The following is a 24,750-nucleotide window of genomic DNA, read 5'->3' as shown; positions in this document are numbered from 1 at the left end:
TAAAAAAATCGATAATTGAATTGTCCCGTTAGGGACAAAACATGGGTAGAAGTGGGAATAGGATCCCTCCATCATATTTACGTGCCGTAGGTACGCTACAAAAAAGCCCGGCCATAAATTAAATGACCGGGTGATAATAAAACGTTGATGTAAAATTCGTGGCACGGCTTGGAGACGTGCCACGAGGGTATTAATTATTTAATCCAGTCCGCCCTGACGGTTCGGAGTTCTTGGATTCGGCCAGGTCATCTGCTCACCTGTTCTTGGGTTGATCGGGAGCACGCGACGCTCGCGAGATGTTTTTTCAGGATCTTCACTTGCCATGTAAGCCAGTGTAGCAATCAGAACCACGTTATTTCGAACATCATCAAACACGATTTTATCGTACGTGTCGCGGTTGGTGTGCCAGGTATAGCTGTAATAGTCCCAGCTTAACGAGCTTGTCATAAAACCCGGTGCACCCACTGTTACAAAAGAGGAGTGATCGCTTCCGCCGCCGCTCGGCAGCCCGGGAAAGTTGGTTTCGATATGCTGTGTAATATCACGAGGAACTGCGGAGAGCCAGCGTGTCAAATAATCATAAGAGTGCAGGAATCCCTGTCCGCTGATATTTGCCACACGCCCGGTTCCGTTATCCTGATTGAAGAGAGCCTGCAAACCGTCAACGATTTCCGGATTATCTTCAACAAAAGCGCTTGAGCCGTTCAACCCTTGCTCTTCACCTCCCCAGAGGCCAACCAGAATCGTACGTTTTGGATTTGGATAGACTTTCTTCAGAATTCGGGCAACTTCCATCATCGTAATCGATCCGGTACCGTTATCGGTTGCTCCGGTTCCGCCATCCCAGGAGTCGTAGTGAGCCGAAAGGATGATATACTCATCCGGCTTCTCTGTTCCTCGAATTTCAGCAATTGTATTGAACGTTGGAACTTCTCCCATATCTTTTGATTGAGCATTTACCCGAATCACAGGATTCGACCCGTTTTCAGCCAATCTCCAGAGCATACCGTAATCCTCAAGAAGTACATCAATGTGAGGGATATTATCCGTAGCGGCGCCAAAAACTTTATTGGTACCAAAGCCGCGACTCCAGTTCGACATCAACAGACCCGCAGCTCCGGCGTCTTCAAGTGCAGCCGGCAGAGATCTCTGATTGTATCCGGTGTTCTCAATATTAGCTCTCCATGCGCGCATCTGTTCTTCACGATCCTGACGCATTTTTTCTAACGACTCTTCCGTAGCCCACTCTTCCCAGTTATAGTCCGGTCTGCCGGTGATTTGTGGCATGGAAACAAGTACAAACTTCCCCTCGATTTTAGAAAGCCACTCTTCAAATTCTCCGGCACTGTCTACCCAGGGTAAAGAGACAACTTCCGCTTCAATTCCGCCCTCGGGTGTTGTCGGGCTCCAGGCCAGCTGCATCGCTTCAAGCGTTACAACACGTGGCTCAATCATATCAACATGAGTAACGCCTCTTTCCCATCCTCGCCAGGTTCCATACTGTTCATTACGGGCATCGATACCCCAGCTTTCAAACAGCTCTACAGCCCAGTCGTGTGCTTTTTGCTGTTGAGGCGTCCCTACAAGTCTTGGTCCGATAACGTCCAGAAGGTGATGTGCCAGCTCTTCGAGTTGTGAATTTTCATTGGCTTCTGTTACAATTTGGTTGACAATCTCTTCCTGGCTCTGTGCTATGGCCAACGAGGATGAAACCAGAAACAGAAATGCAAAAAGTTGTAGTGCTTTCTTCATATATCCCATGCGTTTGTTTAGGTTCTTATTCGAAACAATTTATGGCTATGAATGTAGAAAAATTTCTTTCACTCATTCGTAAAAATTTATCTTAATTAGCAGTTATGACTTCTGAGTTTAGAAAGGGCTTTATTTTCTTGATACTCTTTTGTACTACTATTCCGTCGGTCTGGGCACAGGATACAACTATCTTTGTCCAGTCTGATGAAAAGAATGTTCAATCTGAACCGGATCAACTGCCAAGAACGGTATGGAGCTGGACTGAGCATACGGTCAGTAATAATTTGAGATCTAAATCTTCGAATCGAAACATCATCAAACTGAGTGGAGAAACGGAACAGCCATTTACAGGTCTGGCCGTTGGGTGGAAAATTGAAGATCAATCCATCAACCTGAATGAGTTTAGGTTACAAATTCGAAGTACTCCTCAGGGCGAAAATTTTGGTGATTGGACCTCATCGTACGGATATCTCTCTCCTCAAGAATCTCCAAGCGGTTACTATTGGGCAATGCTCTATGTGACGCAATCCGGTGAGACACATGATCAGTTTGAAGTACAAATTGAGATGCCGACCTCTATTACGCTACAGGAAGTTAAAGTTACGGGAGCTGATGCCAGGTTGGTTGAGGGAGACGATTTTGAAAATGTGCAGAATTCAAAAATGGCTTCGAAAAGCTATGATATGCCGGAGATTGTAGATCGATCGGGCTGGTGGGGTGATCTGCCGCCATCGGAACTTGAACCAAGTTACTCGCCCACACCGATTGATATTTCTCACTCACTGGTGCATCATACTGTCACTGCTAATGAACCGGCAAATCCGGTGCAGGTTGTGCGGCAAATCTGGGACTGGCATGTAAATGACAACGGCTGGCTCGATATTGGCTATAACTTTTTGATCGATCACGAAGGGACAATCTACCAGGGACGGTACAATCCCAACCTGGAAGAGACAGATGTTCAGGGAGCACATGCGGGAACTGCCAACAGCCGAAGCGTTGGAATTGCATTGCTGGGACAGTTTGAGCCAGGCGCACAGCCAACTCCGGGGCAGCCGCAGGTACTCGCCCTGGATGCATTGGTGAAGACAATTGGCTGGCGTTTCACGCAAAAAGGGATTGATTCCCAAAGCAGCGGATATCTTGCCGGAAATCTCCTCCCGGTCATTTCAGGGCACAGGGATGTTTCGGCCACGGCTTGTCCGGGAGAGAATCTATATCAGCTTCTGCCGGATATTCGATCTCAGGTGGAAACCGGCGAGTCTGAACCACCGGAGGAAATAGTGGATTTTCCGTTTGAACTGAATCAGAACTATCCGAATCCATTTTCAAATGAAACGACAATCTCTTTATCACTTGATGAAGATTTAAGGGTAAGTATCGATATTTACAACGTTAACGGTGAGAGAGTCGATCGAATTTATGATGAGATGACCGAAGCGGGAGAACACGAAGTGAACTGGACACCAACCGGCCTGGCCAGCGGAGTCTATTTTTATGAAATACAGGCCGGAAATTACCGGGAGATGAAACAGATGATTTACATTCGATGATCCCCGTCAGACCGCTTACCGCGGTCAGACGGGAACGTAAATTCAAATTCAATCATCGGGATGATACAGATTTATTCCTATTTTCTACGCTCAAACCGCAAAAATCCATTTCAATGATTAAAGAGTACCAGTTACGGGTCGATCCGGAGACCGCCGCAAAGCCTGATTTATTGGAGAGATATCTCTCTCAGCAGAAGAACATTCCCATGGATGAGATCAACCACATTGAGATCCTGAAGCGATCGATCGATGCCAGACAGAAAGACGTGATTATCAACTTGAAGGTGAATGTATACGTTGGTGAGGAGTACCGAGAGGAGCCGATATCCCTGCCGGACTATCCACATGTTGGCAATGAAGAGGAGGTGATCATTGTGGGGATGGGTCCGGCCGGACTCTTTGCGGCACTGAAACTCATTGAGCTGGGCATGAAGCCGATCATTCTGGAGCGTGGCAAGGATGTAAAAGAGCGCATTCAGGATTTGAAGGGAATCAACGTGAAGCATATTGTAAATGAGGATTCCAACTACTGTTTTGGTGAGGGTGGGGCCGGAACGTATTCGGACGGAAAACTATATACCCGTTCCAAAAAACGGGGAGATGTAGATCGGATTCTGCGTCTTCTGGTCGGTTTTGGTGCTGTGAGGGATATCATGGTGGAAGCTCATCCGCATATTGGCACGAATAAACTTCCACCCATCATCGCAAAGATGCGGGAGTGTATTCTGAATCATGGAGGAGAAATTCACTTCAATACCCGAGTGACGGATTTCATTATCGAGGGTGACCAGATGACAGGCGTTAAGACGCTGTCGGGAGATACATTTAAGGCTGATCAGGTGATATTGGCAACCGGCCACTCTGCACGAGATATTTTTGAGCTGCTTCATCGGAAAGGCGTTGAGATTGAGCTCAAGCCGCTGGCAATTGGCGTGAGGGTGGAGCATCAGCAGTCCCTGATCGACTCCATTCAGTACAGCTGTGATGTGCGCAGTGACTATCTGCCGCCATCACCCTACAGTATCGCCAAGCAGGTGGACGATCGTGGCGTGTACTCATTCTGTATGTGTCCGGGTGGAGTGATTGCCCCTTGTGCCACCAAACCGGGGGAGATCGTAACCAACGGCTGGTCTTCATCCAGACGGGCGCGGGCCACCGCAAATTCAGGAATTGTAGTAGAACTTCGGGAGGAGGATTTTGAACCGTTTGCCAAGCATGGTCCATTAGCTGCCATGGAGTTCCAAAAATTGATAGAACAGCGGGCGTGGGAGATGGGAGGAAAAACACAGACCGCACCGGCACAGCGACTGGTCGATTTTGTGGACGGAAAACTCTCGGCCGATCTGCCAAATACATCCTATGCTCCGGGAATAAAATCTGTAGAGTTGAGTAATGTACTTCCGGATTTTATTCACAATGCGCTGGTCCGGGGTTTCAAACAGTTTGATCGATCTATGAAAGGTTATCTCACAAATGAAGCTGTGGTTCATGCTCCCGAGTCACGGACATCCTCACCGGTTCGTATTCCGCGCGACTGGAAAACATTCCAGCATGTTCGAGTGAAGGGGCTCTATCCCTGCGGAGAGGGAGCCGGTTACGCCGGTGGAATTATTTCTGCTGCGATGGATGGGGAGAAATGTGCGGTAGCCTGTGTTAAGTATAAGGAATAAGAATCGTCTGACCGCTTATAGCAGTCAGATGGATTTGTAAAGTTCAGAATTAACTCGATCCTTACTGTTCTGCAATCTCAAAAATTGCAATTAACTCTCCTGCAGAGTTATAAAATTTCAAGTTGTTCGAACTGATTTCATATTGTTCTACCTCATCAAGCATTGCTGTAAATTCATTTTCAATGGTCATATCCGGACAGGCCATTTTGGTAGAGGCAAGCTGATGAAAACTGAGCTCCTTAGACTCATTGTCAACACTGTACATTCCGCCAATTCTATTACAGCTTGTAGACCCAAAAACCCTTTTCTCAGAATTGTCAAAGTGAATGAAAGGCCGATTACTATCATCTTCTTCAAATTCATAGACTTTACCGTTTACCTCGATTAATGACCAATCAACTCCCTGGAGAGATGAATTTCTAATCTGATCTTCGGAGCTGCAACCAAACCATATCAGAATTGCAAAAGTGAGGTTGAAGAGAAGTTTTAGTGATCGCATAATTTAATATAAAGTGAAGTGATGTTGTTATGGATAAAGCAGCTTCAGGTAAAAATGTTTCAATGACTTCTTGTAAAGGATTATAGCGACTTCAAAAAAGCTTTGAAACATTTTTAAATCTTTACGATAGAAGGAGTTGAATGAATAGAAAATTCGAACCAAGAATTGTAAATATGTTACGAACTTTGTCACTTTTAATGTCAGGTTTCTTTGTTTTAGCAACGTTTATTCAGTGTGCTGATTCATCTGAAGATCAAACTCAAAACTTTGAACAGGAGCGTCAGGAGATTGTAACTGATCTTGAGAACCTTCGGGGTGATCTAAACGAACAAATTGAGGATTTAAGTGACCGGGTTTCTGATGCCGGGGAGGAGTTTGGCGAAGGAGTTGAAAAGGTACTGGATGAGCTTAAAGATGATAGATCAGAACTTGAACAAGCAATTGATGAAGTAGAAAACGCATCAAAAGATTCCTGGGAAGCGATCAAAAATAAAGCTAAGGATATTCAAAATTCGGTCTCCAATAAAATGGAGAAGTTAAATGAACGGCTTCGAGATATGCTGTAAGAATTATTAGATGACCCCATAAAGGTGCAGAGCTGAGAGGTTCTGCACCTTTTTTTATACATCTGACACTTCTTTTGCCGCACCGCTGTCATAAGCTGCCTGTTTTACGGCTTTGGCAACTTCTCTGACAACTTTTTTATTGAACACACTTGGGATGATATACTCTTCTCCCACTTCATCCTCACCGATACAGTTGGCAATTGCGTAGGCAGCTGCCAGTTTCATCTCCTCGTTAATGTCTGATGCTTTGGCGTCGAGAGCTCCCCTGAAAATTCCGGGAAATGCAAGTACGTTATTGATTTGATTTGGGTAGTCGCTGCGGCCGGTGGCGATAATCCGCGCTTTACCCTGAATTTTTTCGGGTCGAATTTCGGGATCGGGATTGGCCATCGCAAATACAACGGCATCGTTTGCCATCTGCTCTACAGCTTCAACCGGAATGGTATCAGGGCCGCTCACCCCAATGATGAGGTCGGCGCCTTTGGTAGCATCCATCAACCCACCGGTAATTTTATTTTGATTCGCGTTTTCGGCTACCCACCGTTTGTTTTCATCGAGATGATCAGTATTATCTCGATTTAAAATTCCATCAATATCTACCGGTAGGAGCTCTTTCACTCCGGCTTCAATCAGTATGCGGCTGATGGCGCTTCCTGCTGCACCGATTCCAACTACCACAACCCGAATATTTTCCAGCTTCTTCCCCACAACTTTCAAAGCATTGATGGTGGCGGCCAGTGCTACGATGGCTGTTCCGTGCTGGTCATCATGAAACACGGGGATATCGAGCTCTTCTTTAAGACGGTGCTCAATTTCAAAACATTTAGGTGCTCCGATATCCTCCAGGTTGATTCCTCCAAAACCGGGGGCAATATTCTTAACCGTTCTGACAATTTCATCAGCATCTTTGGTACTCAGGCAGATCGGATAGGCATCTATATCCGCGAACTCTTTAAAAAGCATCGCTTTTCCTTCCATAACCGGCATGGCAGCCTCCGGCCCAATATCTCCAAGGCCCAACACAGCGGTTCCATCCGTTACAACAGCCACAGAATTCTGTTTGATCGTAAGAGAGTGGGCATTCTTTTTATCCCTTGCAATAGCTTTGCAAATTCGAGCCACACCGGGTGTGTAAGCCATCGAAAGTGTGTCCCGGGTATCAACGGGTACTTTGTTTTTAATACTGATTTTGCCGCCAATATGGAGCAGAAACACACGATCCGAAACATATTTTACACCAATACCATCAATCTGTTTGACGGCTTCAACGATTTCCCGAGAGTGTTTTGCGTCACGAGCACTTACAGTTATATCACGAATTTTAAATTTTCCCTCCACGGCTACAACATCCACACCGCCTGGATCTCCGCGATGATTCGCAATTTCATTTAATACTTTGGCGAGCATTCCCGGCTTGTTTTCAATGGCAAGCCGCATGGTAAAACTGTAACTGACACTCGGTTGAATTTCACTCATAGTGAATCAATATTTTCTAAATATTAGGTCTTGTGCAACCACTAAGATGCATCAAAATCGTTTAACTGTAAACTAAAACAGAAAAAGTTAAGGCTTTTTTACACTGATCGGTAATCGTTTTTGAGAGCAACTTTTTAAACCTTCCGAAACAGAGATGGGTTTTTGAGAGCATCCCGCTGTAGTTCCGATAGTAACTGCTGCATTCTCTTTTCAAACAAGCTGTTCAACTCCTCAGTGGATTGATTCGACTGAAAAAGAACCGGCTGCCCCACTTTGATGTGAAGTTCAGGTTTGTCGTAACGAGCCGTATGGATGTAAATCGCTATCGGTACTATTTCAGAATCGGGAACACGATCGGCAATCCAGGGCAATCCCTTGCGGAAAGTAGGTTTTTGGGTTGAAAAAGGGACAATTTCACCCTCCGGGTAGATAAACAGACTTGAGTTCGGACGATCCATAGAATCTACGGCATATCGAAGAGACTTTATGGCTGCGCGAGGCTCATCAAGGTTGACGGAAAAAGCGCCGATTTTGCGGAAAAACTTGTGCCGGAGCATCTGCTTATCTTCCATCAAAGCTCTTGCTTTCTGTTTAAAAATTTTTTGATTTAGAAGGAGGGGGATAAGCCCATCCCACCAGGAGGTGTGATTTAGATAATAGATAGTTTTACTTTCGGGGCCGGGTTGGTACTGTTGATCAATCGCTATATGTTTGAATCGTCGCCAAAAAAGATTTCGAACGTAGAGATCAAAAATGGAGATAAACCATTTCGACTCGTTAGCAGGTATGAAATCTGTTGATGATTTACTCACGATAAAAATAGTGGAAGAGTTTGATGAGTATGTAGTAAGAAATTCTCCCCTCGAGGGGAGTGACCCGGCGGTATTTCGCCGGGACGAGGGGTGTACATCTTTCTATACACTAAATAAATTTAAGGTTCAGTAAAGAGTTTACGTTATATGGAGATTACGAACAAACAAATTGCAGATTACACGGAATCGTTCACAACAGAAGAGCCGGATATCATCAAGGAGCTGGTGAAGGCGTCGGATGAAGATCTGGAGTATATCGATATGCTTAGCGGCCGGCAGACCGGTATGCTGCTGAAGCTGCTGGTCGCAATTTCAGGGGCACGTCGAATATTGGAAGTGGGTACATTTACCGGGTATTCGGCAATGATGATGGCCGATGCTCTGCCTGATGATGGTGAGTTGATCACCTGTGAGATGAACGAGCGTTACCGCAAAATTTCGGAACCTTTTTTTGAGAGAGAACCCTATTGTTCAAAAATTCGACAGAAGATGGGCAATGCACTTGAAATTATTCCAAAACTGGATGGCACATTTGATCTCATTTTTCTCGATGCCGATAAAGTGAACTACCCCGCTTACTATCGGTTGGCAAAAGAGAAAATCAAACCGGGGGGACTCATTGTAGTAGATAACGTTTTATGGGGCGGAGATGTATTGAATCAGAATAATCGAAAGGCTGAAGCCATCCATAAAATGAATGAGATTATTCGCGATGATCATGAAGCAGAGCAGTTAATGCTGCCACTTCGTGATGGAGTTATGATTGTGAAAGTAAAGAGCTAACAGCTTACAGTTCAATTGGCTGAGACAGATCAAACTCAGTTTCGAGCCTGAGTTCACCGTTCAGGTAGAGCCGGTAGTAATATTTATGATTTACAGTATCAATCTCTTTAGCCCATCGGTTTGCCGCTCTTGCCGGACGCTCATCTACTGTTCTCTGGTCTGCGGGAAAATATTGAATCGATGAACTCCCTTCATGATCTGCATATCCGCCATAGAAATTGTTGTCGTACTCTTTTCCATCCGGATAACGGTGATCGTGGCTTAAATGCAGACCCTGAGACGTCATCTTTACAATCCAGGTGCGGGAGGTGTCCTCATCAATATGAAAGGGAATCCTGATTTCATCATCTTCACAGTCCGTTAAATTGATGATCAACCGGGCATGTTCGAACAGATCTCCGCTGCTCAGGTCCACAAAATTTGTTGATCCCTCGTACGCATACCCACAATATTGGGAGTAGTTTTCGAGGAATTTTTTTGGGTTGTTTGATTGAGAGCTGCATGCAAATAAAAATGGAAGGGTCAGAGCTGTGATGGTGATTCGCATTCTATTCAGATAGAGTTGAGTCTATTACTTACTTCCCTTGTACAATTCATACTCAAACAGTTTACACTCCAGGGTAGAGTTGAACAGCGTGGTTCTGGATTTGGCACGCAGGCCCACTTTTTTAGCCAGAGCCATGTTGGCGGTAAAAACATAACCGGTTTTACCGGGACAATCTTTCTTCATAAAATCGCCGATCCCCTTATACAGTGGTCTCAAATCGGTGTTATCTTCCAGTCTCATGCCATAAGGCGGGTTGAATACAACTACGCCGTCACCGTCCGGGATGGGGGTTTGATCATATTCACACGTTTGAAAGTCGATCAGATGATCTACCCCGGCAGTTTTCGCATTTTTCTTGGCGGCTATAATCGCCTGAGGGTTATTATCGGTGGCAATAAATTTACCGTGTACATCTTTTGTAGCTTTCTTCTTGGCTTCATCCCTCACTTGCTGGTAGTAGGACTCATCATAGCCGATAACATGCATGAACCCAAAGTTATTCCGAAGCGAGGCCGGTGCACGATTCAAGGCGATCATAACCGCTTCAATGGCAATGGTGCCGCTTCCGGTCATTGGGTTGATGAAATGTTCTTGTCCCGGCTTCCAGCGTGTAGATTGAACGATGGCAGACGCCAGCGTCTCCTGCATGGGAGCTGCAACTGATGATGAGCGATAATTACGTCGTGATAGTGATTCTCCGGAAGTGTCGATAAATATTCGAGCGTTCCGCCGGTTCCAAAAGAGAAAGAGCACAGTGTCGTTAAGGTTTGAACCGCTGTCTGGCCGGTCCGACTTTTTAAACCGGATACGATCAACAACCGCATCTTTTACCACCAGATTGGCAAACTGGTCGTTATCAATCGTTGGATGGTCTACTCTGGATGTAACGGAGAAATATCCATTTTCTGAAATCCACTCTTCCCAAGGCATTTTTTTGAGCCAGTTTCTGAGCTGATCCGGGGATTTAATCGGTTTTTCATCGATCATATAGTGAACCCGGTGGGCAGTTCGGAGCCAAAAATTGAGCAGTATACAGTCGTTCAGTGTCGCTTCAATTTCTACTCCGGTTTTGCGTTTTGTCTTGGGTTCAAAACCCAAAACCCGTACTTCCTTTTCAAGAAGTGGGGCAAGCCCCAGTGGACAAGTGATACTGACGGTACTCTTTTTGTTGAAATCGGCCATTAAAATGAAAGAGTTAAAATCGTTTGTCGGTTTATAGAAATCACTATTTGAGAAGTCGGTGGTTTCATCCAATAAAAAACCCGATCCAATGCACAAATGCAATCGGATCGGGTTTGTAAGATTCGCTTCTAAAAGAGATTAATTGGCAATGTCTACCAGTTCAATCTCAAATTTAAGATCTTTCCCTGCAAGCGGATGGTTGGCATCCAGAGTCAGATTCTCTTCTCCAACTTCAGTAATACGAACAGGAATAGGTTGTCCATCCTGCTGGTTTACCTGAAGCTGCATTCCAACTTGTGGTTCTACATCATCCGGGAGCTGATTTTTCGGTACTGAAATAACCAAATCTTCTCTTGCTTCACCGTAGGCATCATCACTTGGGATGTCTACTTCTGTTGAGTCGCCAACGCTCATTCCAACAACGGCTTTTTCAAAACCGGGAATCAGCTGGCCCTGACCCAATGTAAATTCTAATGGTTCTCGTTCTGCTGAAGTGTCAAATACCGTACCGTCAGTCAATGTGCCGGTGTAATGAACTTTTACGGTATCTCCGTCTTTTACTTTTGACAAAATGTTTTGTATTTATTTTAAATTATTGTGTTAAGTGTTCCAAAGATAACGATTTTAAAGCAGAATAAAGAATTTGAGCGTACTATTCGGCCCCGCCAACATTAACCTGAAAGAGCTGTTTGGATCGATTGAGACAATTGCCGTGATTGGCGCCTCATCGAACCCTTACAGAACCAGTAATCACATCACAAAATATCTGGTGGATCAGGGCTTTGAGGTGATTCCCGTAAACCCGAATGAATCGAATGTTCTTGGATTGAAAAGCTACCCTTCTATTTTCGACATCCCGCAGGATAAAAGCGTTGATGTGATGAATGTTTTTCGGAATAAAATGTACACGGATAAGGTAGTTGACGATATTTTAACGTGGAGTAACGACCGAAATCAAAAACCTGTCATCTGGACACAGCTTGATGTGAGTACCGAATCGGCAAAAAAGAGGGCAGAGGAGAGTGGGTTAACATACATCAAAAATCGATGTATTATGGTAGATCACCGATCGATTTAAGCCTCATCCTGTTCGAACATCCTTTTTCGCCGCTCATCCGCAAACTCTTCCATTTTTGATTTGAGTACGGTTTCAATCTCCTTTCGCTCCATTTCCGGGATGGACGTGGTGAACTGTTTGATTCTCTGATCATCCTTATTGTGTCCTGCCAGAAATTCGATTACGAGTATCGTTTCGCTCTGCCAGTGCCAGGAAACGACATCAGGCCAGGGAATTCGTCGATCGAGTATCAATACTCCTTCTTTTCGGAATTCAGGAACAGGTTTGAGTGTCCAGGTAAACAGGCCAAAACCAACAAGCGAGAGACCCGATGTGATTCGGATTCCAGTTACCGAAAGGTCGGTCAGGATGGATGTTCGATAGAGTCCAAAAATGATAATGGCTACTGCGAGCAGGTTCGGAGCGTGATCGACCCAGAAGGAGCGGTTCTGATAGAGTATCAAACCGGAACTGCTTCGGTGCTGATACAGCCGAAATGCATATCCAAAGAAAAACCCTCCGATTGCAATGTACAGCCCCATCATAAATGGAGCGGCGACCGATTGTGGAAAATATCCAAACGAATTGGCAATGATCAGAAATGTAAAGAATACAAGGACTGATAAAAGAGAGTTTAGCACCAGGGGCGGAGTAAGCTGATCTAAATGGAAAGAACGCCTGCTGCCAAGCCATGCAGAACCTGAAAAAATCAAAAGTAAAACGATGCTTAAAATCCACATAAATCGTGCGTATATTTGGTCTGTAGAAGATTTACAAACGTATCAGAAAATTTCAATTTGTAAGCAGAACTCATCAAGGAATGGACCCAAGATACAAACCGGTATCGGTAGATGTAAGTAATTCGGATCAGATGTTTAGCATTGAGTGGGCTGACGGTCATAAAACAGAACTGCCACTGTTTGGATTAAGAAAAAATTGCCCTTGTGTAACGTGCCGTGGCGGTCATTCAAATATGGGCAAGTATGAGCCGGAGCTATTCAAGATAGACCCTCCCAGGGAGTACAAAATTACAAAAGCTGAACCGATTGGGAATCACGCTCTGAAAATTCATTGGGATGATGGCCACAACTCCGGAATGTACAAATGGGAACTTTTTCGGGATATGGATGAAGCTGTTCAGCGTTTAAACAATAAGAAGAGTGACTAACCTTACTGATCTTTTTCAGGAAGGCTTAGGGATATCACTTTTCAGATAAAGCCTTTACGATTATGTCGGTTTATCGACCTCCTTGGGAGTTAAAATTGTACTGAAACGTGATTCTGAAAGAGCGGGACGACCAGCTGTAGTTATTGAGTGTGTAGGAATTGTCACGAATCACTTCCCTGTCGCTGTTCCTGGAGTTAAACAGATCGCGCACATTCAGAGATATTCGGGCTTTTCGGTCCCAAAGCTGTTTGGACAGTCCGGCTCCAAAGAATGCTGATCCACCTCGCCGGCCTTGAGTTGTTTCGCGCGGCCCCCGGTAAAACATATAGGATTGGAAATTCCAGCTCTCCAGGAATTGATATCTGATACGCAATCGACTTGTGAAAGACTCGGAGCTGCTTTCATAAAGTTCACCTTCAAACTCTCCCTCAGATTCGGACTGAAACAGGTTCATGCTACCTGACAACTGAAAGCCTTCAAAAAGATCCTGATCGGCTGAAATTTCTACTCCCCAGGCATCTTCTGTAGCAAGGTTAATTGGGAACCGGGTGGTTATTCCATCACCATCAATAGAAAACACATTTTCTATCACCCCTGTTCGGTATCGGTAGTAGAAACTGGTCAGTACCGAGCCTGTTTCCCAACGACGCAACCAGCCTAACTCATAAGAATTACCAATTTCCGGGTCGAGGTCCGGATTCCCCACTCGTCGGTTTCGTGAATCCCGAATTTGGGTGAATGGTAAAATATAGCGTGACCATGGGCGGGAAATACGTCTGCTGTAGCTGACCTGAAGGGAATTTTGCTCACTGATGGTGTAGGAGAGAAAGAGACTTGGAAACAGGTTTGTATAATTTTGACTGCTTTCAGTTCCGGCCAGATCGAGCTTGGTTTCTATATTTGTATTTTCTGCGCGCAAACCTGCCTGGTAGGTAAAATCGCCGGCTTGTCCGGAGTAGATGGCATAAAGGGCGTTTACATTTTCGATGTATGTGAAATTGTCACTGAGAGTAAATTCTTCCTGTGGTTCAGTCCAAACCCCATCGATAAACTCTTCAGATATGAAGTCGTTATCTTCCCATTCATAGTTAATTCTCATTCCTGTTTCAAAACGACCGTTCTCCCCAATGGGACGCTCGTAATCTGTATCAAAACGAATTTCGCGATAGGATTCATCCGAAAATGTTCGTCTGTCGTTAAAATTTGAATCACCGATCACTGCTTCTCCGGTTTGTAGAAAATCCTCACTTTCACTTCCCCACTCAAAATCGAAATCTGCCGTGAGACGATGGTCATCACCTTCAAACTTATTTTCATACTGCAGACGTATATCAAGATCCCGTTCACGTGTATCTTCAATATTTTCACGATCTATACGGCGGAGAATATCCCAGTTGCTATCAACGGATCGGTAAATCTGAGAAGCAGGCGGGTTGTAGTCGGTATATAACAGATCTCCATCTTCATCACCTCGCTCCAAGCTGATCCGGGATGAAACGGTGAAGACTTGTTCGCTTGGCAGGAAAAAATCGGCTCCAAAGAAAATATCACCTTCACGCTCTTTCTCTCTTACATCGTTCTGTTCACTAAAAATATAGGTGGTGTCGGCGCTGAAACTCTGAAAGGCAGAACCGGTTTCCGGTTGATTTTCATATTCAAAATCGAGGTTTAAAAACCAGTTGATACTATTTTTCTGATAATTCAGATTCGTGCTGATGCTATGGTCGTGAGGATAACCTGAGGTTACCCGTACGTTTCCATTAAAACCAAGCTGTGCGTTATCAACGAGGATAATATCAATAATTCCCGCTGTTCCTTGTGCCTCATACCGGGCTGATGGGTTTGTAATTACCTCAACAGACTGAATCAAACTTGCCGGAATACTGCTTAATCCGTCTGTACCGCCTCGTACAAGATTTGATGGCCGGCCATTAATCAATATCTGTACTCCCTGATTTCCTCGAAGACTCACATTACCTTCAAAATCTGTTGTGATGGATGGAACATTATCCAGTACATCCAGCGCTGATCCTCCCATGCTGGTAACATCTTCACCGACATTAAATCGGCGGCTGTCAAAATTCATCTCAACGTAGGATCGCTCACCCCGAACGACTACTTCGTCCAGTTCCTCCTGACTATCCTGCATTTCAATCTGACCTAAATCTACTGTTTCACCTGCTGTAATCTCTACTTCGGTGATATATGGGCTCAACGACACAAAGGTGATTCTCAAACGGTACTCACCCGGTTCTACAGTAATTTCAAAATTGCCATCGGGTGTTGTTGCAGTCCCTTCGAGTATTTCATCCGATTCAGGGTCGGAGGGGAGGAGGGCAACAGTCGCGTTTGGGACACCCTCACCATTTGAATTAAGCACTGTACCTTTGATTACGGATAGATTATCCGTTTGGGAATATGCATTTTCATAGAAAAAGAAAAGGCAAAGGGTAAGGACTCCAAGTAAGGTGTATCTATTTTCCATGCAGGCGTGAGTTCTTTTAATTTCTGATCAACTTAACAACTTATGTAAGTATCAAATAATTCACGTTTTACATGATGTTTACATCATTTAACGGAGGCTTTAATCTCTTCATTTGCAAAAATGAACTGGATAGGGGCGGAGATGCCGGGATGAACAGGACCTGACTTGCCAGTATGGATTGCAGTATTTTACTGTAGAAAAATCAAGAGGTTTTAACGTGGGGAGGTGAGCCTTGAATAAATTGTAGGGAAGCGGGTGAAAAACCGGACTTCAACAAGGTTAACGTCCGGTCTGATCAGATTTTAGAGTTGAGTTGTTACTTAAAAATTTTGCCACGGACCAGCCCAACAAGCCCGGCAATGGCAATTGCGGCACCTCCGCCAATCATCCACATGGAACGGTCGTCCGGAGAACCGGTTACAAATTCGTTGACTTCATTGCTAAAGGATTGCATCTCCTGATAGCCGAAATAGAGGAGGATTAATCCACCTACGAGAAGTGCTGCTGAGATCATTTTTTGCATAAAACTGTCCATCAATAGGTTAAGGGTTGCCTGCAGTATCGCGAAATTGCTCCCTTGCTTCAAGTAGTTTTAGCACACGCTCCATACATTTTTTCTTTTCGAGTATGTTTTTGGTGTAAAAGAAGACGGAAGCGAGTGCAAAAGCCCAAGAGAGCATACCCAGTGTGAACCGTGAAAGCCCACCTTGCTGTCCAAATTCAACAAAATGCATAATGCTGATCAGTGAGAAGGCGACAATAGTCAAAAAAACGATCACGGCAAAATTACGGGTTTGTCTGAGGGATTGCGTGGCCAGTTTTTTGTACTCCTTTCTGCGAAGCAGTTCTCTTTCCTGAAAAAGGAAAAAGCGTTCATGTTGCTCAAGCTCCTCACGGATCATGGCAGTAAATACATCGTCTTCACGCATAGTATTGTAGTTGGTATTTCAAGGGCTTAACAAAACCCCGGTTTCGATTATTGAATACAAATATGTAACATATCACAACCACAAAAAAAAGAATAAATGAGTAGAGTTATGAATAATAAACTAGTTCAAGTGAATGCAATTCTGGCGGCAGTAATTTTATCTCTGATTTCAGGCCCTGTCTTTGCACAGCCTTCGGCTAATCAACTGGCTGACGAGATGCTGAATAAAAATGCCCAGTGGTTGTCTCAGGTGGAAACAATGACGATGACCATGCAACTGAATGAGGGTAGCCTCATTCCGGAGATGACTACTCGATATGTTAAGAAGACCGGTGAAAATGGTACTCCATATCTTGAAATTGAGAATAAAGACGCTATGGAGATGGATTTTAGCGCAATGGCTGGATCAGCCGATCAAATGGTGAAACTGATCCGCGGGGCGGATAGCATCACCCGGGAGAACCTAAACGGTGTAGAAACATACAGGGTATTTGTAAATGACCGGGAGCTTCTTCAATCTTTGGATCAGAGTGAGATGGAGATGGAGGATATGGAGATTGTTTTTGATCGCGCAACCATTTGGATGGAATCGGGAAGCTTGCACATCCGTCAGGTAGTGATGGAGCAGACGGTAAATACAGACCAGGAGATGAAAATGACGATGAATATGGACGGTTATGAATCGTATTCGGGTTATCCGGTGCCGATGAAAATGACGATGAAAATTGATGGCATTGCATCGCAATTCAGTGAGGAAGAGATTGCCGAAGCCCGGCAGGCGATGAGAGAGATGGAGCAGCAGCTCAGCCAGATGCCAGAAGCTCAGCGTCAAGCGATCGAACGTCAAATCAAACCGCAAATGGAACAGTTCGAGCGTATGTTGGAGAGTGATGAGGGGATGACCATGCTAATGACGGTAACAGATGTGAGAGTTAATCAGTAAAAAACGGTTTCTGCAAACTTAACACGATGAGGCACGGTTGTTTAGCCGTGCCTTTTCTATTTATGCGAAAGGCAGATTATCCAGATCAACATTTCCGCCTGTTAGGATGATCCCGATATTTTTGCCTTCCAGGTTAAGATCATTTTCCAGGATTGCGGCTAATGGAACTGCACATGATGGTTCAATAATAATTTTCATCCGTTCCCAAAGGTCTCTCATGGTTTGGATAATGGACTCTTCGGAAACGGTCAGTATGTCATCAACGTGAAGCCGAATAGCCTGAAACGTCAACTCACCTAATGAGGTACGAAGGCCGTCGGCAACAGTATCGGTTCGCAACACCGGTTCAATAACTTCGGACTTAAAGGATCGGTAGGCGTCATCTGCCCATTTGGGCTCAGCTCCGATCACTCTGATTTCCGGGTTGATGTATTTTGACCAGATGGCCGTACCGCTGATGAGTCCGCCGCCACCGATCGGTGCCATGATTACATCTAAATCGGGATACTCTTCCAATAACTCCTTCGCCGATGTGCCTTGTCCGGCAATGACATCGGGATGGTTGTACGGATGGATAAACACCGCTCCGGTCTCTTCGATGACTTTTCGTGCAGATCTCTCACGAGCATCTGTTGTATTCTCACAAAAAACGACCTCCGCTCCATATTCCCGAACGGCTTGCACTTTTACCTTCGGGGCATTATCGGGCATTACAATGGTTGCCTTATAGCCGTTTAACTTGGATGCGAGAGCCACAGCCTGGGCATGATTTCCGGAAGAGTGAGTAACAATTCCTTTTTTTCCATCCTCTTCGGGTAGTTGTGAAATGGCATTAAAAGCACCCCGGAATTTAAAAGCCCCTATTTTTTGAAAATTTTCACATTTAAAAAAGATTGACGCGCCTGTTTTATGGTTGAAATAAGATGATGTGAGTACAGGTGTGCGGTGCGCAAAAGGTTGAATTCGTTTATGAGCGTCTTCAATTGCTGAATGATCGGGTAGATTTTGGAGCATTGGAAATGTGTTGAGAATGTCAGTCTGAATTTGGCAGGGGCAGTTTAGTCATCAAACCATAAAAAAACAAAGGCCAGCTATTGAACTGACCTTTGTGAAATTAGTACGACTGTCATCTGTTGATTATGGGGGCTAATTCAGGAAGTAGCGAAAACCAAGACCGCCTGTAAATCCGAAGTTGAAATCAGGTGAAACGTCAACGACGGGAGCCATTTCAACATAAAAGTCGAACGGGACGTCAGTGAAGGTGAAGTTCAGCCCTCCGGGCAGACGAATTCCAAAAAAGTTGTTATCAAACCCGGCATCACGCCAGAGGTAGCGTCCACCTACTCCATAGTAATAGCTTAAGAAGCCAACATCCCAGCCGGGTGTGTTGTAGCGCTTGTGCATTAAATAATCTCCATGAATGTAGAAAGTTGAGGCATTTTCAGACAGGTTAAAACTGATGACCGAAGCAATGGCAGCATTATCGGAAATCCATCCCTTTAGTGCGATACCGGCAGGGTTCGTTACCTGAGCTCCAATTCCAAATGATCCATTTGTTGAATTGTCTTGTGCCTGTACGGTGGAGAGCATCAGGCTGAGTGAAAGTATGACAAATGCAGCTGTAAGTTTACTTTTCATGAGTGTCACCTTTTGATTTTTTTTGGATTTATGAATCAACAACTCATACCATAATTTGTTTAAAAAGATTCAATTTGATTGAAAATTATTACCAGTTCAATCCCGGCTGGGTGATTTCAAACTCCTCTTCAGCTTTTTTCTGATCTACCATTCGGGCTACATCGTCAAGTAGCTGTTTTGCGTCAAAAACAATTCCATCCTTGATGGTGTATTTTACGCCACCAACTCGTTTTAACTCGTTATTGTCATCTACCCGAATAGCTCCGGTTCCATAGAGCACTTTTATATTCTGCTGTGGATTCTCCTCCACGATAACCAGGTCGGCCAGTTTGCCAACTTCGATAGTGCCAAGTTCGTGGTCATTGCCGAGCACTTCGGCTGCTTTCAGTGAGGCAGACTGGAAGATCTCAAGCGGATGGAAGCCGGCTTCGCGCATCAGTTCCATTTCCCGGATGTAGGCAAAACCGTAGAGTTTGAAGATATATCCTGCATCTGAGCCGAGCGTTACCGTTCCGCCTCTATTATTGAACTCATTTACAAATTGCATCCAGAGAGTGTAATTGCGTTTCCATGCAACTTCCTGTTCGGTTCCCCAATCAAACCAGTAGGAGCCGTGTGCACGGCGGTCGGGCTGGTAGAACCTCCAGAGTGAGGGAAGGGTGTATTTATCATGCCATTCGGCCCGGCGCCCTCGCATCAGGTCGCGGCTGGCTTCATAGATGGTGAACGTTGGGTTTAGGTCATAATTCAGATCGAGCATCTGTTGCATAACACTGTTCCATCGATCACTTCCCGGGGCTGCAGCTTGATCCCAGAGTTTTCCGGCCTCCTCAAACCGATGCTGTTCGTTACTGTAGTTGTAGTCGAGTGGATAGTTTTGAATAACTTGATCTTCAAACATCGCTTCGGGGAGACCATACCAGTGCGTCATACCCTGAAGACCCATTTTTGCCGTTTCCAATGCATTGGCGTAAACAACATGCGTTTGGGCATGGTGAGCCATTGAACCAAGACCCAATTTGTTGGCTTCATCAAATGCTGCCTCCAGAACATCCGGATGGGCACCGAAGAATTTGATACCCATAGCTCCCCGTTCATGAATGGATTGTACCCATTCGCGTGCCTGTTCAGGTGTTTGAACACCGCCGGGATAGCCCATGCCAAAACCGAAATATGGATAAATTCGGGGAGCGGTAATTTCATTATTACGACTTCTTTCGGCATGACGCAGTGTCCAGTCTGCTCCGTTAAAGGATCCGGGTTCACGAATTCCGGTTATTCCGTGGGCCAGCCACAATTTAAAAACATACTCGGGAACGGTTCCCTGGGCATTACCTCCGATGTGTGCGTGCATATCAACAAAACCGGGAAGAATATACATTCCTTCCGCATCAATTTCACGGTCACCCTCTTCAGCCTGTGGGCGGCGACGTTCATCAATCGGTACACCGGGATACCCTACATTGCGAATTTGAGCGATACGATTTCCTTCAATCACAATATCTACAGGGCCAACAGCAGGAGAACCTGTTCCATCAATCATGGTAGCACCCCGAATAATCAACCTGTCGTACGGCCCATCTCCATCCGCTCGATCCGGTGCATCCGGCATTTGAGCCATTATTGCGGGTGTGAATAGGAGAGTGAACAGTAAGGTGTAGATAAATTTCATAGTAGAGTTATTGGTTATCAAATTGAATGGAATGTACGATTTCAATAGAAACAGATTCGTAAAAATCTTTATCAAACGCATCCAAAAATGGGAAAAAAGATTTTTTGAAAAAAAATTTGTAACAAAAGGTAAGGTCGATTCTCTTGTAAGTAACAGCATAAGAACTAATCTTATCTCTGGTTAGTCAACTAGTCACTCCTATTTATGCTGAACCTAAAGCATAGAGCTCCGGAACTGATCCTTCCGGAGCTTTTTTTATGGAAATAATCGGGGGGGGGGTAGAAAAGGCAGGGGAAGATCGAAAAACCGCAGACATCTCACATCTTATTTCTCGTGATTCATGCCTTATATTCAGTCCACAAAGAAGAAGTTATACTCACCGTGCTTGGGGCGTTTGGATGATTCCATGAGCACGGCTTCACCTCTGTAATCGATAACTTCGCCGCCAAGAAACGCACGGGCAGCACGTCTTGCCACCCAGCTCAGTTCACCCAATACTGTGAAGCGCTCCTGGTCTTCAGTGCGTGTTAACCGGACACTGCTGCTGTTTTCCAGATTTAAATCTATGATTCTGGGAATGGTGTTTCCGAACGCTTTTTGAGATGAGACAACGTCCATGTTGGCAACAGCGGAGTATCTCTTCTCACCGTCTTCCCGAGTAATTCGATGACCGATCATCGTATTGTTGCGAGAATCATCCGGCTGCATGGTGTAAATCAGGTCCCAGTTGTTTTTATCTTGATGATAAACAAACCGGTAACCGCTATGCATAAGCTTGGTTGTGGTTTGATTCTGCCACGTATGATCCATATAAGCTGAACCTTGAACCCGTTTTCGGTCACCGTTTATGGTTACATGGCCTGATGCTTTTGCGTACGGAATGTGGGTAACGATTCCCACCCGTTCATTTCCAATTCGGTATGCGCCGTCACCCAGTTTAAATCCATTTTGAATATCTGTCAGGCGGATATCTATATCGTACTCAACCCCATCTTTGGATGTATTAATGACCACCCGATGTTTTTCAGGAAGTTTCCCCTCAAAAAATAGCTGACGATCCTCACGAAGCTGAAAACGATAGTTCTCTGTATCCTGAACTAAATAAGGCAGAGGATATTCACGAGAGAGCTGATAGGTATCTCCTCCATGGTTAAAGACTGAGAGCCGAACCCCGGTTACAGGGTCTTTCAGGTTGCCAAAATTTGCGGCAGAAAAAGTGACGTGCAGTTTAATTCCATCATTAAAATAGAACTGATAGTTCCAGAACTCGTTAAAATGACTGCCTTCCAGAGTTTGAGCCCAGATCATATCGGCGTCCAGCGGTGTAAGGTCTCCGTTTGGATTTGAAACCTGTGTACTGCCCGGACGGGGTACCATCAGCAGGGTGATGAAAAACAGTAGGGCTGCAAACTTTACTTGTGAGATCATGATAATGGATTTCTTTCAGATAATAGCCGAACGCGTCTTTCTTTTCTAAATAGTTATAGCACAACGTGAAAGTAATGAAAAGGTTGTGAACAAAGTATGTATGTGATGTTAAATCAAATGGGGACGGAAAAGTTTCACGTTACCCAAAAACCCGGTTTCTTTTCACTGTAAATGATTGGTACCTTTCCACAGCCAAAAAATGAAGCCGCATAGTGAAACGTTTAGAGTTGTTGAAAAAAAAATGGAACGAGTTTTCGGAGAGCCCCCGGGCAGAGATGCTTAAGAGGAATCTGCGGCGGTTGATGATCATCTTTATTGTTGGGATTATTCTCTACCAACTCTATGAAATCGGGTGGCGTGAAGTTATCCGTTCACTCCCCACGCATCCGCTCTTTTACATCATTTTCGGACTGCTCTATGTATCTCTTCCCTTTGCAGAAGTTTTTATCTATGGGCAGGTCTGGCGGACAAAAAAATGGGAATTGTTCAAGGGATTTATCACAAAAAAGGTATTTAACGATGAAGTGATGGGCTATTCGGGGGAGTTCTACCTGTTTGCCTGGGGACGCAAACACCTGGATAAGGAGGATAAAGAGATCCTCAAAAACATTCGCGACAACAACATACTCTCCGCGGTTACATCCAACCTGGTGGCATTTACGCTGGTAGGTATTTTGGTATTTACCGGAATCATTGACATCGAAGATCTGATCGCTGATGTCAATACGTTCTATGTGATTCTTGGCGTGGTGATTACCGTTGTGTTTATTGTTCTGTTCGTACAGTTTCGCAAGTACCTTTTTTCGCTTTCATTGAAAAAATCTGCGATTGTTTTTGTGATCTATATCACGCGCTTTTTGATACACCACGGGCTTCTTGTTGTTCAGTGGGCAGTAGTTATTCCAAATACACCCATTTCCGTTTGGTTCGCATTTCTGGCAATTATTATTGTAGTAAATCGGATTCCCTTCATTCCGAGTAAAGACCTGGTTTTCATGTGGGCTGGAATTGAGCTGTCTAAAATGCTGAATATGGCAACGGCATCTGTAGCCGGAATGTTATTGGTTTCCAGCGTACTGCGAAAAATCACCAGTCTGGTACTGTTTCTGTGGATCTCCTACAGCGATAAAAATAAAGAGATCCGTGAGATTCAGAGGGAAGCTTCAGAGAACATAAAGCTGAAAGAGGAGTAATTCCTTTAGGGTAATTGTCATAATGTCTCTAAAAAATTGATAACACGTTTGGTTGCGCCCCTTTTAAAATTTGAGAAGTATATTTTTCGCACACGTTCTCTGTCTGCCTGATACTTTTCTTTGTTGTTTACAGACTGCTTAAGTGACTCTGTAAACTCCTTAAATGAAGAGACTTTTGGTCCGGGTGTAATTTCGTGGTAGGGGAGCGGAAGCCAACGCTCATATTGAGCCAGGTCATACGGTATCAATATGGGGGGAAGATCCACCAATAAACCTTCAATATAGATACCGCTGTAATCGGTAATGATGCAGTCAGCGATTTTTAGTAATTCTGTTGTGTCTTCTACTGTATGATGATCCATAACTACAATCCGGTCATTTTTCGCTTTGAAAAGAGTTGAATCGAGCTTTTCATTAGGATGCGGTCTTAGAATTAATAGAGCCTCATATTTTTGTAGAACCTGTTCAAGCTTCTTTTCAGTGAAATCACTAAAAGGGAACCACTTCGTTTTGTTTTTCTTTCTGAAAGTTGGTGCATAAAGGAGTATACAATTGTATTCACACCGGGGTTTGGGCAGAACATCAGAGAAGTTCGGAGGAATAATATTGTTTTTAAGGCTGTCGTACATTGGATAGCCGGTATGAATAAATTGGTCATGTGTGAGGTTAAATCTCTTCGAAAAAATTTCCGTTACTATTTCTGATGATGAGAGGAAATAATCGATAGGCGAAAATCGATACTTTAACATTAGCCGATGGAAAACGTTCGGTTTCTTATCTGAATGTGGCCTTAGGTACTCACCCCGTTTTGGTTGGTAACCCATGATAACTTTGTATTATGACGGCTCTTCGCGGAAGAAACATAAATGGATAATCGCTGGTAACGTGCGTTAATAAAATGACACCGGCCGATGCGAGCGTTGAAAGTCCTTTTATAGAGTAGGTGAGAAGTGCAGATTCCGATCCGTGCTTGCTTTGAATGGAATGAACAAGGGCTTTATTACGGCTCAGCCAAATCGGTTTTAAGAATGGATGGTCTGCTAACTTTTCAAATATCTCTTTCGTATTTCCCCTAAATCCATCGCCGTGAAAAGAGGTTAATACAACCAGTGATTTTTGTTTTCTTGTAAAAAAGGAGCAAATAGAGATAGAAAACCAAAAAAGCTGCCTGATATATGAGCTTCGCTCAGGCATTTTCATTCAAATAGTGAACTTGCCGATGAGAGTTACTCGCCATGGATAGGTCTTCAGGTGTGTCAATTTCATCCCACCAGGATGCTGAGAAATCCACCATTTTCAGCTTAATTTTATTTTGTGAGATTAAATCCTGCACAGCCAGCTCATAGAATGAATTGACTTCGTTATTTTGAATCTACCTCCCGATGGTATTTTTAATTT

General features: G+C 44.4%; 25 protein-coding genes. 8 read left to right on the top strand and 17 right to left on the bottom strand.

Annotation, left to right across the window (positions count from 1 at the left end):
• Positions 1-198 precede the first annotated feature (198 nt).
• A complete protein-coding gene (locus BG260_RS11235; protein ID WP_069132806.1) occupies positions 199-1,752 on the bottom strand; it encodes a M20/M25/M40 family metallo-hydrolase in 1,554 nt (517 codons plus the stop codon).
• A 104-nt stretch (positions 1,753-1,856) separates the two neighbouring features.
• Between BG260_RS11235 and BG260_RS11230 the strand changes: the two genes are divergently transcribed.
• Positions 1,857-3,305, top strand: a complete 1,449-nt coding sequence (locus tag BG260_RS11230; protein WP_069132702.1) for an N-acetylmuramoyl-L-alanine amidase — start codon at positions 1,857-1,859, stop codon at positions 3,303-3,305.
• A 113-nt stretch (positions 3,306-3,418) separates the two neighbouring features.
• A complete protein-coding gene (locus BG260_RS11225; RefSeq protein ID WP_069132804.1) occupies positions 3,419-4,975 on the top strand; it encodes an NAD(P)/FAD-dependent oxidoreductase in 1,557 nt (518 codons plus the stop codon).
• 61 nt (positions 4,976-5,036) lie between these two features.
• On the opposite strand, the gene BG260_RS11220 is transcribed toward BG260_RS11225, so the two are convergent.
• Positions 5,037-5,474, bottom strand: coding sequence for an META domain-containing protein (locus BG260_RS11220; RefSeq protein ID WP_083750278.1), 438 nt, complete (start codon positions 5,472-5,474; stop codon positions 5,037-5,039).
• A gap of 173 nt (positions 5,475-5,647) precedes the next feature.
• Between BG260_RS11220 and BG260_RS11215 the strand changes: the two genes are divergently transcribed.
• Positions 5,648-6,040 carry a sll1863 family stress response protein gene (locus tag BG260_RS11215; RefSeq protein WP_141691587.1) on the top strand — a complete coding sequence of 131 codons (393 nt, stop codon included), beginning with the start codon at positions 5,648-5,650 and terminating at the stop codon, positions 6,038-6,040.
• Between the two features lie 54 nt (positions 6,041-6,094).
• On the opposite strand, the gene BG260_RS11210 is transcribed toward BG260_RS11215, so the two are convergent.
• Together BG260_RS11210 and BG260_RS11205 are read right to left on the bottom strand one after the other, a co-directional pair.
• Positions 6,095-7,516, bottom strand: coding sequence for an NAD-dependent malic enzyme (locus tag BG260_RS11210; protein ID WP_069132697.1), 1,422 nt, complete (start codon positions 7,514-7,516; stop codon positions 6,095-6,097).
• Positions 7,517-7,650: 134 nt separating this feature from the next.
• The gene (locus BG260_RS11205) at positions 7,651-8,328 is read right to left on the bottom strand and encodes a lysophospholipid acyltransferase family protein (protein ID WP_245683960.1); all 678 of its coding nucleotides are present in this window, start codon (positions 8,326-8,328) and stop codon (positions 7,651-7,653) included.
• A gap of 147 nt (positions 8,329-8,475) precedes the next feature.
• Between BG260_RS11205 and BG260_RS11200 the strand changes: the two genes are divergently transcribed.
• Entirely contained in the window at positions 8,476-9,111 is a 636-nt protein-coding gene (locus BG260_RS11200; RefSeq protein WP_069132695.1) for an O-methyltransferase, read from the top strand.
• A 4-nt stretch (positions 9,112-9,115) separates the two neighbouring features.
• On the opposite strand, the gene BG260_RS11195 is transcribed toward BG260_RS11200, so the two are convergent.
• The 3 genes from BG260_RS11195 to BG260_RS11185 are packed head-to-tail and all read right to left on the bottom strand — an operon-like array spanning position 9,116 to position 11,410.
• On the bottom strand, positions 9,116-9,658 hold the full coding sequence (locus tag BG260_RS11195) for a hypothetical protein (RefSeq protein ID WP_069132693.1): 543 nt from the start codon (positions 9,656-9,658) through the stop codon (positions 9,116-9,118).
• A gap of 24 nt (positions 9,659-9,682) precedes the next feature.
• Complete coding sequence (locus BG260_RS11190) at positions 9,683-10,936, bottom strand: THUMP domain-containing class I SAM-dependent RNA methyltransferase (protein ID WP_245683959.1); 1,254 nt, start codon at positions 10,934-10,936, stop codon at positions 9,683-9,685.
• A 42-nt stretch (positions 10,937-10,978) separates the two neighbouring features.
• Entirely contained in the window at positions 10,979-11,410 is a 432-nt protein-coding gene (locus BG260_RS11185; RefSeq protein ID WP_069132691.1) for an FKBP-type peptidyl-prolyl cis-trans isomerase, read from the bottom strand.
• 73 nt (positions 11,411-11,483) lie between these two features.
• Here BG260_RS11185 and BG260_RS11180 point away from each other — a divergent pair, with 73 nt between their 5' ends.
• A complete protein-coding gene (locus BG260_RS11180) occupies positions 11,484-11,918 on the top strand; it encodes a CoA-binding protein (protein ID WP_069132689.1) in 435 nt (144 codons plus the stop codon).
• Here the strand turns inward: BG260_RS11180 and BG260_RS11175 are convergent.
• Positions 11,915-12,637 carry a hypothetical protein gene (locus tag BG260_RS11175; RefSeq protein WP_069132688.1) on the bottom strand — a complete coding sequence of 241 codons (723 nt, stop codon included), beginning with the start codon at positions 12,635-12,637 and terminating at the stop codon, positions 11,915-11,917. The two genes, BG260_RS11180 and BG260_RS11175, sit on opposite strands and share 4 nt — an antisense overlap.
• An 80-nt stretch (positions 12,638-12,717) precedes the next feature.
• On the opposite strand from BG260_RS11175, the gene BG260_RS11170 reads away from it, so the two are divergent.
• Complete coding sequence (locus tag BG260_RS11170; RefSeq protein ID WP_069132687.1) at positions 12,718-13,065, top strand: DUF971 domain-containing protein; 348 nt, start codon at positions 12,718-12,720, stop codon at positions 13,063-13,065.
• Between the two features lie 70 nt (positions 13,066-13,135).
• Here the strand turns inward: BG260_RS11170 and BG260_RS11165 are convergent, their stop codons facing one another.
• The 3 genes from BG260_RS11165 to BG260_RS11155 all read right to left on the bottom strand — a co-directional run bounded on the left by BG260_RS11165 (position 13,136) and on the right by BG260_RS11155 (position 16,479).
• The gene (locus BG260_RS11165) at positions 13,136-15,550 is read right to left on the bottom strand and encodes an outer membrane beta-barrel family protein (protein ID WP_069132686.1); all 2,415 of its coding nucleotides are present in this window, start codon (positions 15,548-15,550) and stop codon (positions 13,136-13,138) included.
• A gap of 316 nt (positions 15,551-15,866) precedes the next feature.
• Positions 15,867-16,073, bottom strand: a complete 207-nt coding sequence (locus BG260_RS11160) for a DUF3185 family protein (protein WP_069132795.1) — start codon at positions 16,071-16,073, stop codon at positions 15,867-15,869.
• A gap of 19 nt (positions 16,074-16,092) precedes the next feature.
• Positions 16,093-16,479 carry a hypothetical protein gene (locus BG260_RS11155; RefSeq protein ID WP_069132684.1) on the bottom strand — a complete coding sequence of 129 codons (387 nt, stop codon included), beginning with the start codon at positions 16,477-16,479 and terminating at the stop codon, positions 16,093-16,095.
• Between the two features lie 108 nt (positions 16,480-16,587).
• Between BG260_RS11155 and BG260_RS11150 the strand changes: the two genes are divergently transcribed.
• A complete protein-coding gene (locus BG260_RS11150; RefSeq protein ID WP_069132682.1) occupies positions 16,588-17,421 on the top strand; it encodes a hypothetical protein in 834 nt (277 codons plus the stop codon).
• Between the two features lie 60 nt (positions 17,422-17,481).
• Here the strand turns inward: BG260_RS11150 and BG260_RS11145 are convergent, their stop codons facing one another.
• The 4 genes from BG260_RS11145 to BG260_RS11130 all read right to left on the bottom strand — a co-directional run bounded on the left by BG260_RS11145 (position 17,482) and on the right by BG260_RS11130 (position 22,159).
• A complete protein-coding gene (locus tag BG260_RS11145; protein ID WP_069132680.1) occupies positions 17,482-18,435 on the bottom strand; it encodes a threonine ammonia-lyase in 954 nt (317 codons plus the stop codon).
• A gap of 132 nt (positions 18,436-18,567) precedes the next feature.
• Positions 18,568-19,059 carry a hypothetical protein gene (locus BG260_RS11140; protein ID WP_141691586.1) on the bottom strand — a complete coding sequence of 164 codons (492 nt, stop codon included), beginning with the start codon at positions 19,057-19,059 and terminating at the stop codon, positions 18,568-18,570.
• Between the two features lie 88 nt (positions 19,060-19,147).
• Positions 19,148-20,731, bottom strand: coding sequence for an amidohydrolase family protein (locus BG260_RS11135; RefSeq protein ID WP_069132676.1), 1,584 nt, complete (start codon positions 20,729-20,731; stop codon positions 19,148-19,150).
• Positions 20,732-21,082: 351 nt separating this feature from the next.
• Complete coding sequence (locus BG260_RS11130) at positions 21,083-22,159, bottom strand: hypothetical protein (RefSeq protein WP_069132674.1); 1,077 nt, start codon at positions 22,157-22,159, stop codon at positions 21,083-21,085.
• A 302-nt stretch (positions 22,160-22,461) separates the two neighbouring features.
• Here BG260_RS11130 and BG260_RS11125 point away from each other — a divergent pair, with 302 nt between their 5' ends.
• Entirely contained in the window at positions 22,462-23,352 is an 891-nt protein-coding gene (locus BG260_RS11125) for a hypothetical protein (protein ID WP_141691585.1), read from the top strand.
• A 17-nt stretch (positions 23,353-23,369) separates the two neighbouring features.
• Here the strand turns inward: BG260_RS11125 and BG260_RS14485 are convergent, their stop codons facing one another.
• Both BG260_RS14485 and BG260_RS14620 read right to left on the bottom strand, forming a co-directional pair.
• Positions 23,370-24,101, bottom strand: coding sequence for a CDP-glycerol glycerophosphotransferase family protein (locus BG260_RS14485; RefSeq protein WP_069132670.1), 732 nt, complete (start codon positions 24,099-24,101; stop codon positions 23,370-23,372).
• Positions 24,102-24,150: 49 nt separating this feature from the next.
• Positions 24,151-24,546, bottom strand: a complete 396-nt coding sequence (locus tag BG260_RS14620; RefSeq protein ID WP_176719483.1) for a CDP-glycerol glycerophosphotransferase family protein — start codon at positions 24,544-24,546, stop codon at positions 24,151-24,153.
• Between the last annotated feature and the right edge of the window lie 204 nt (positions 24,547-24,750).

Origin of the sequence: Rhodohalobacter halophilus, assembly GCF_001715195.1 — a bacterium.
In the GTDB taxonomy this organism is placed as follows: domain Bacteria; phylum Bacteroidota; class Rhodothermia; order Balneolales; family Balneolaceae; genus Rhodohalobacter; species Rhodohalobacter halophilus.
The sequence above is the reverse complement of the archived record's forward strand: the minus strand, read 5'-3'. Positions and strand labels throughout refer to the sequence as shown.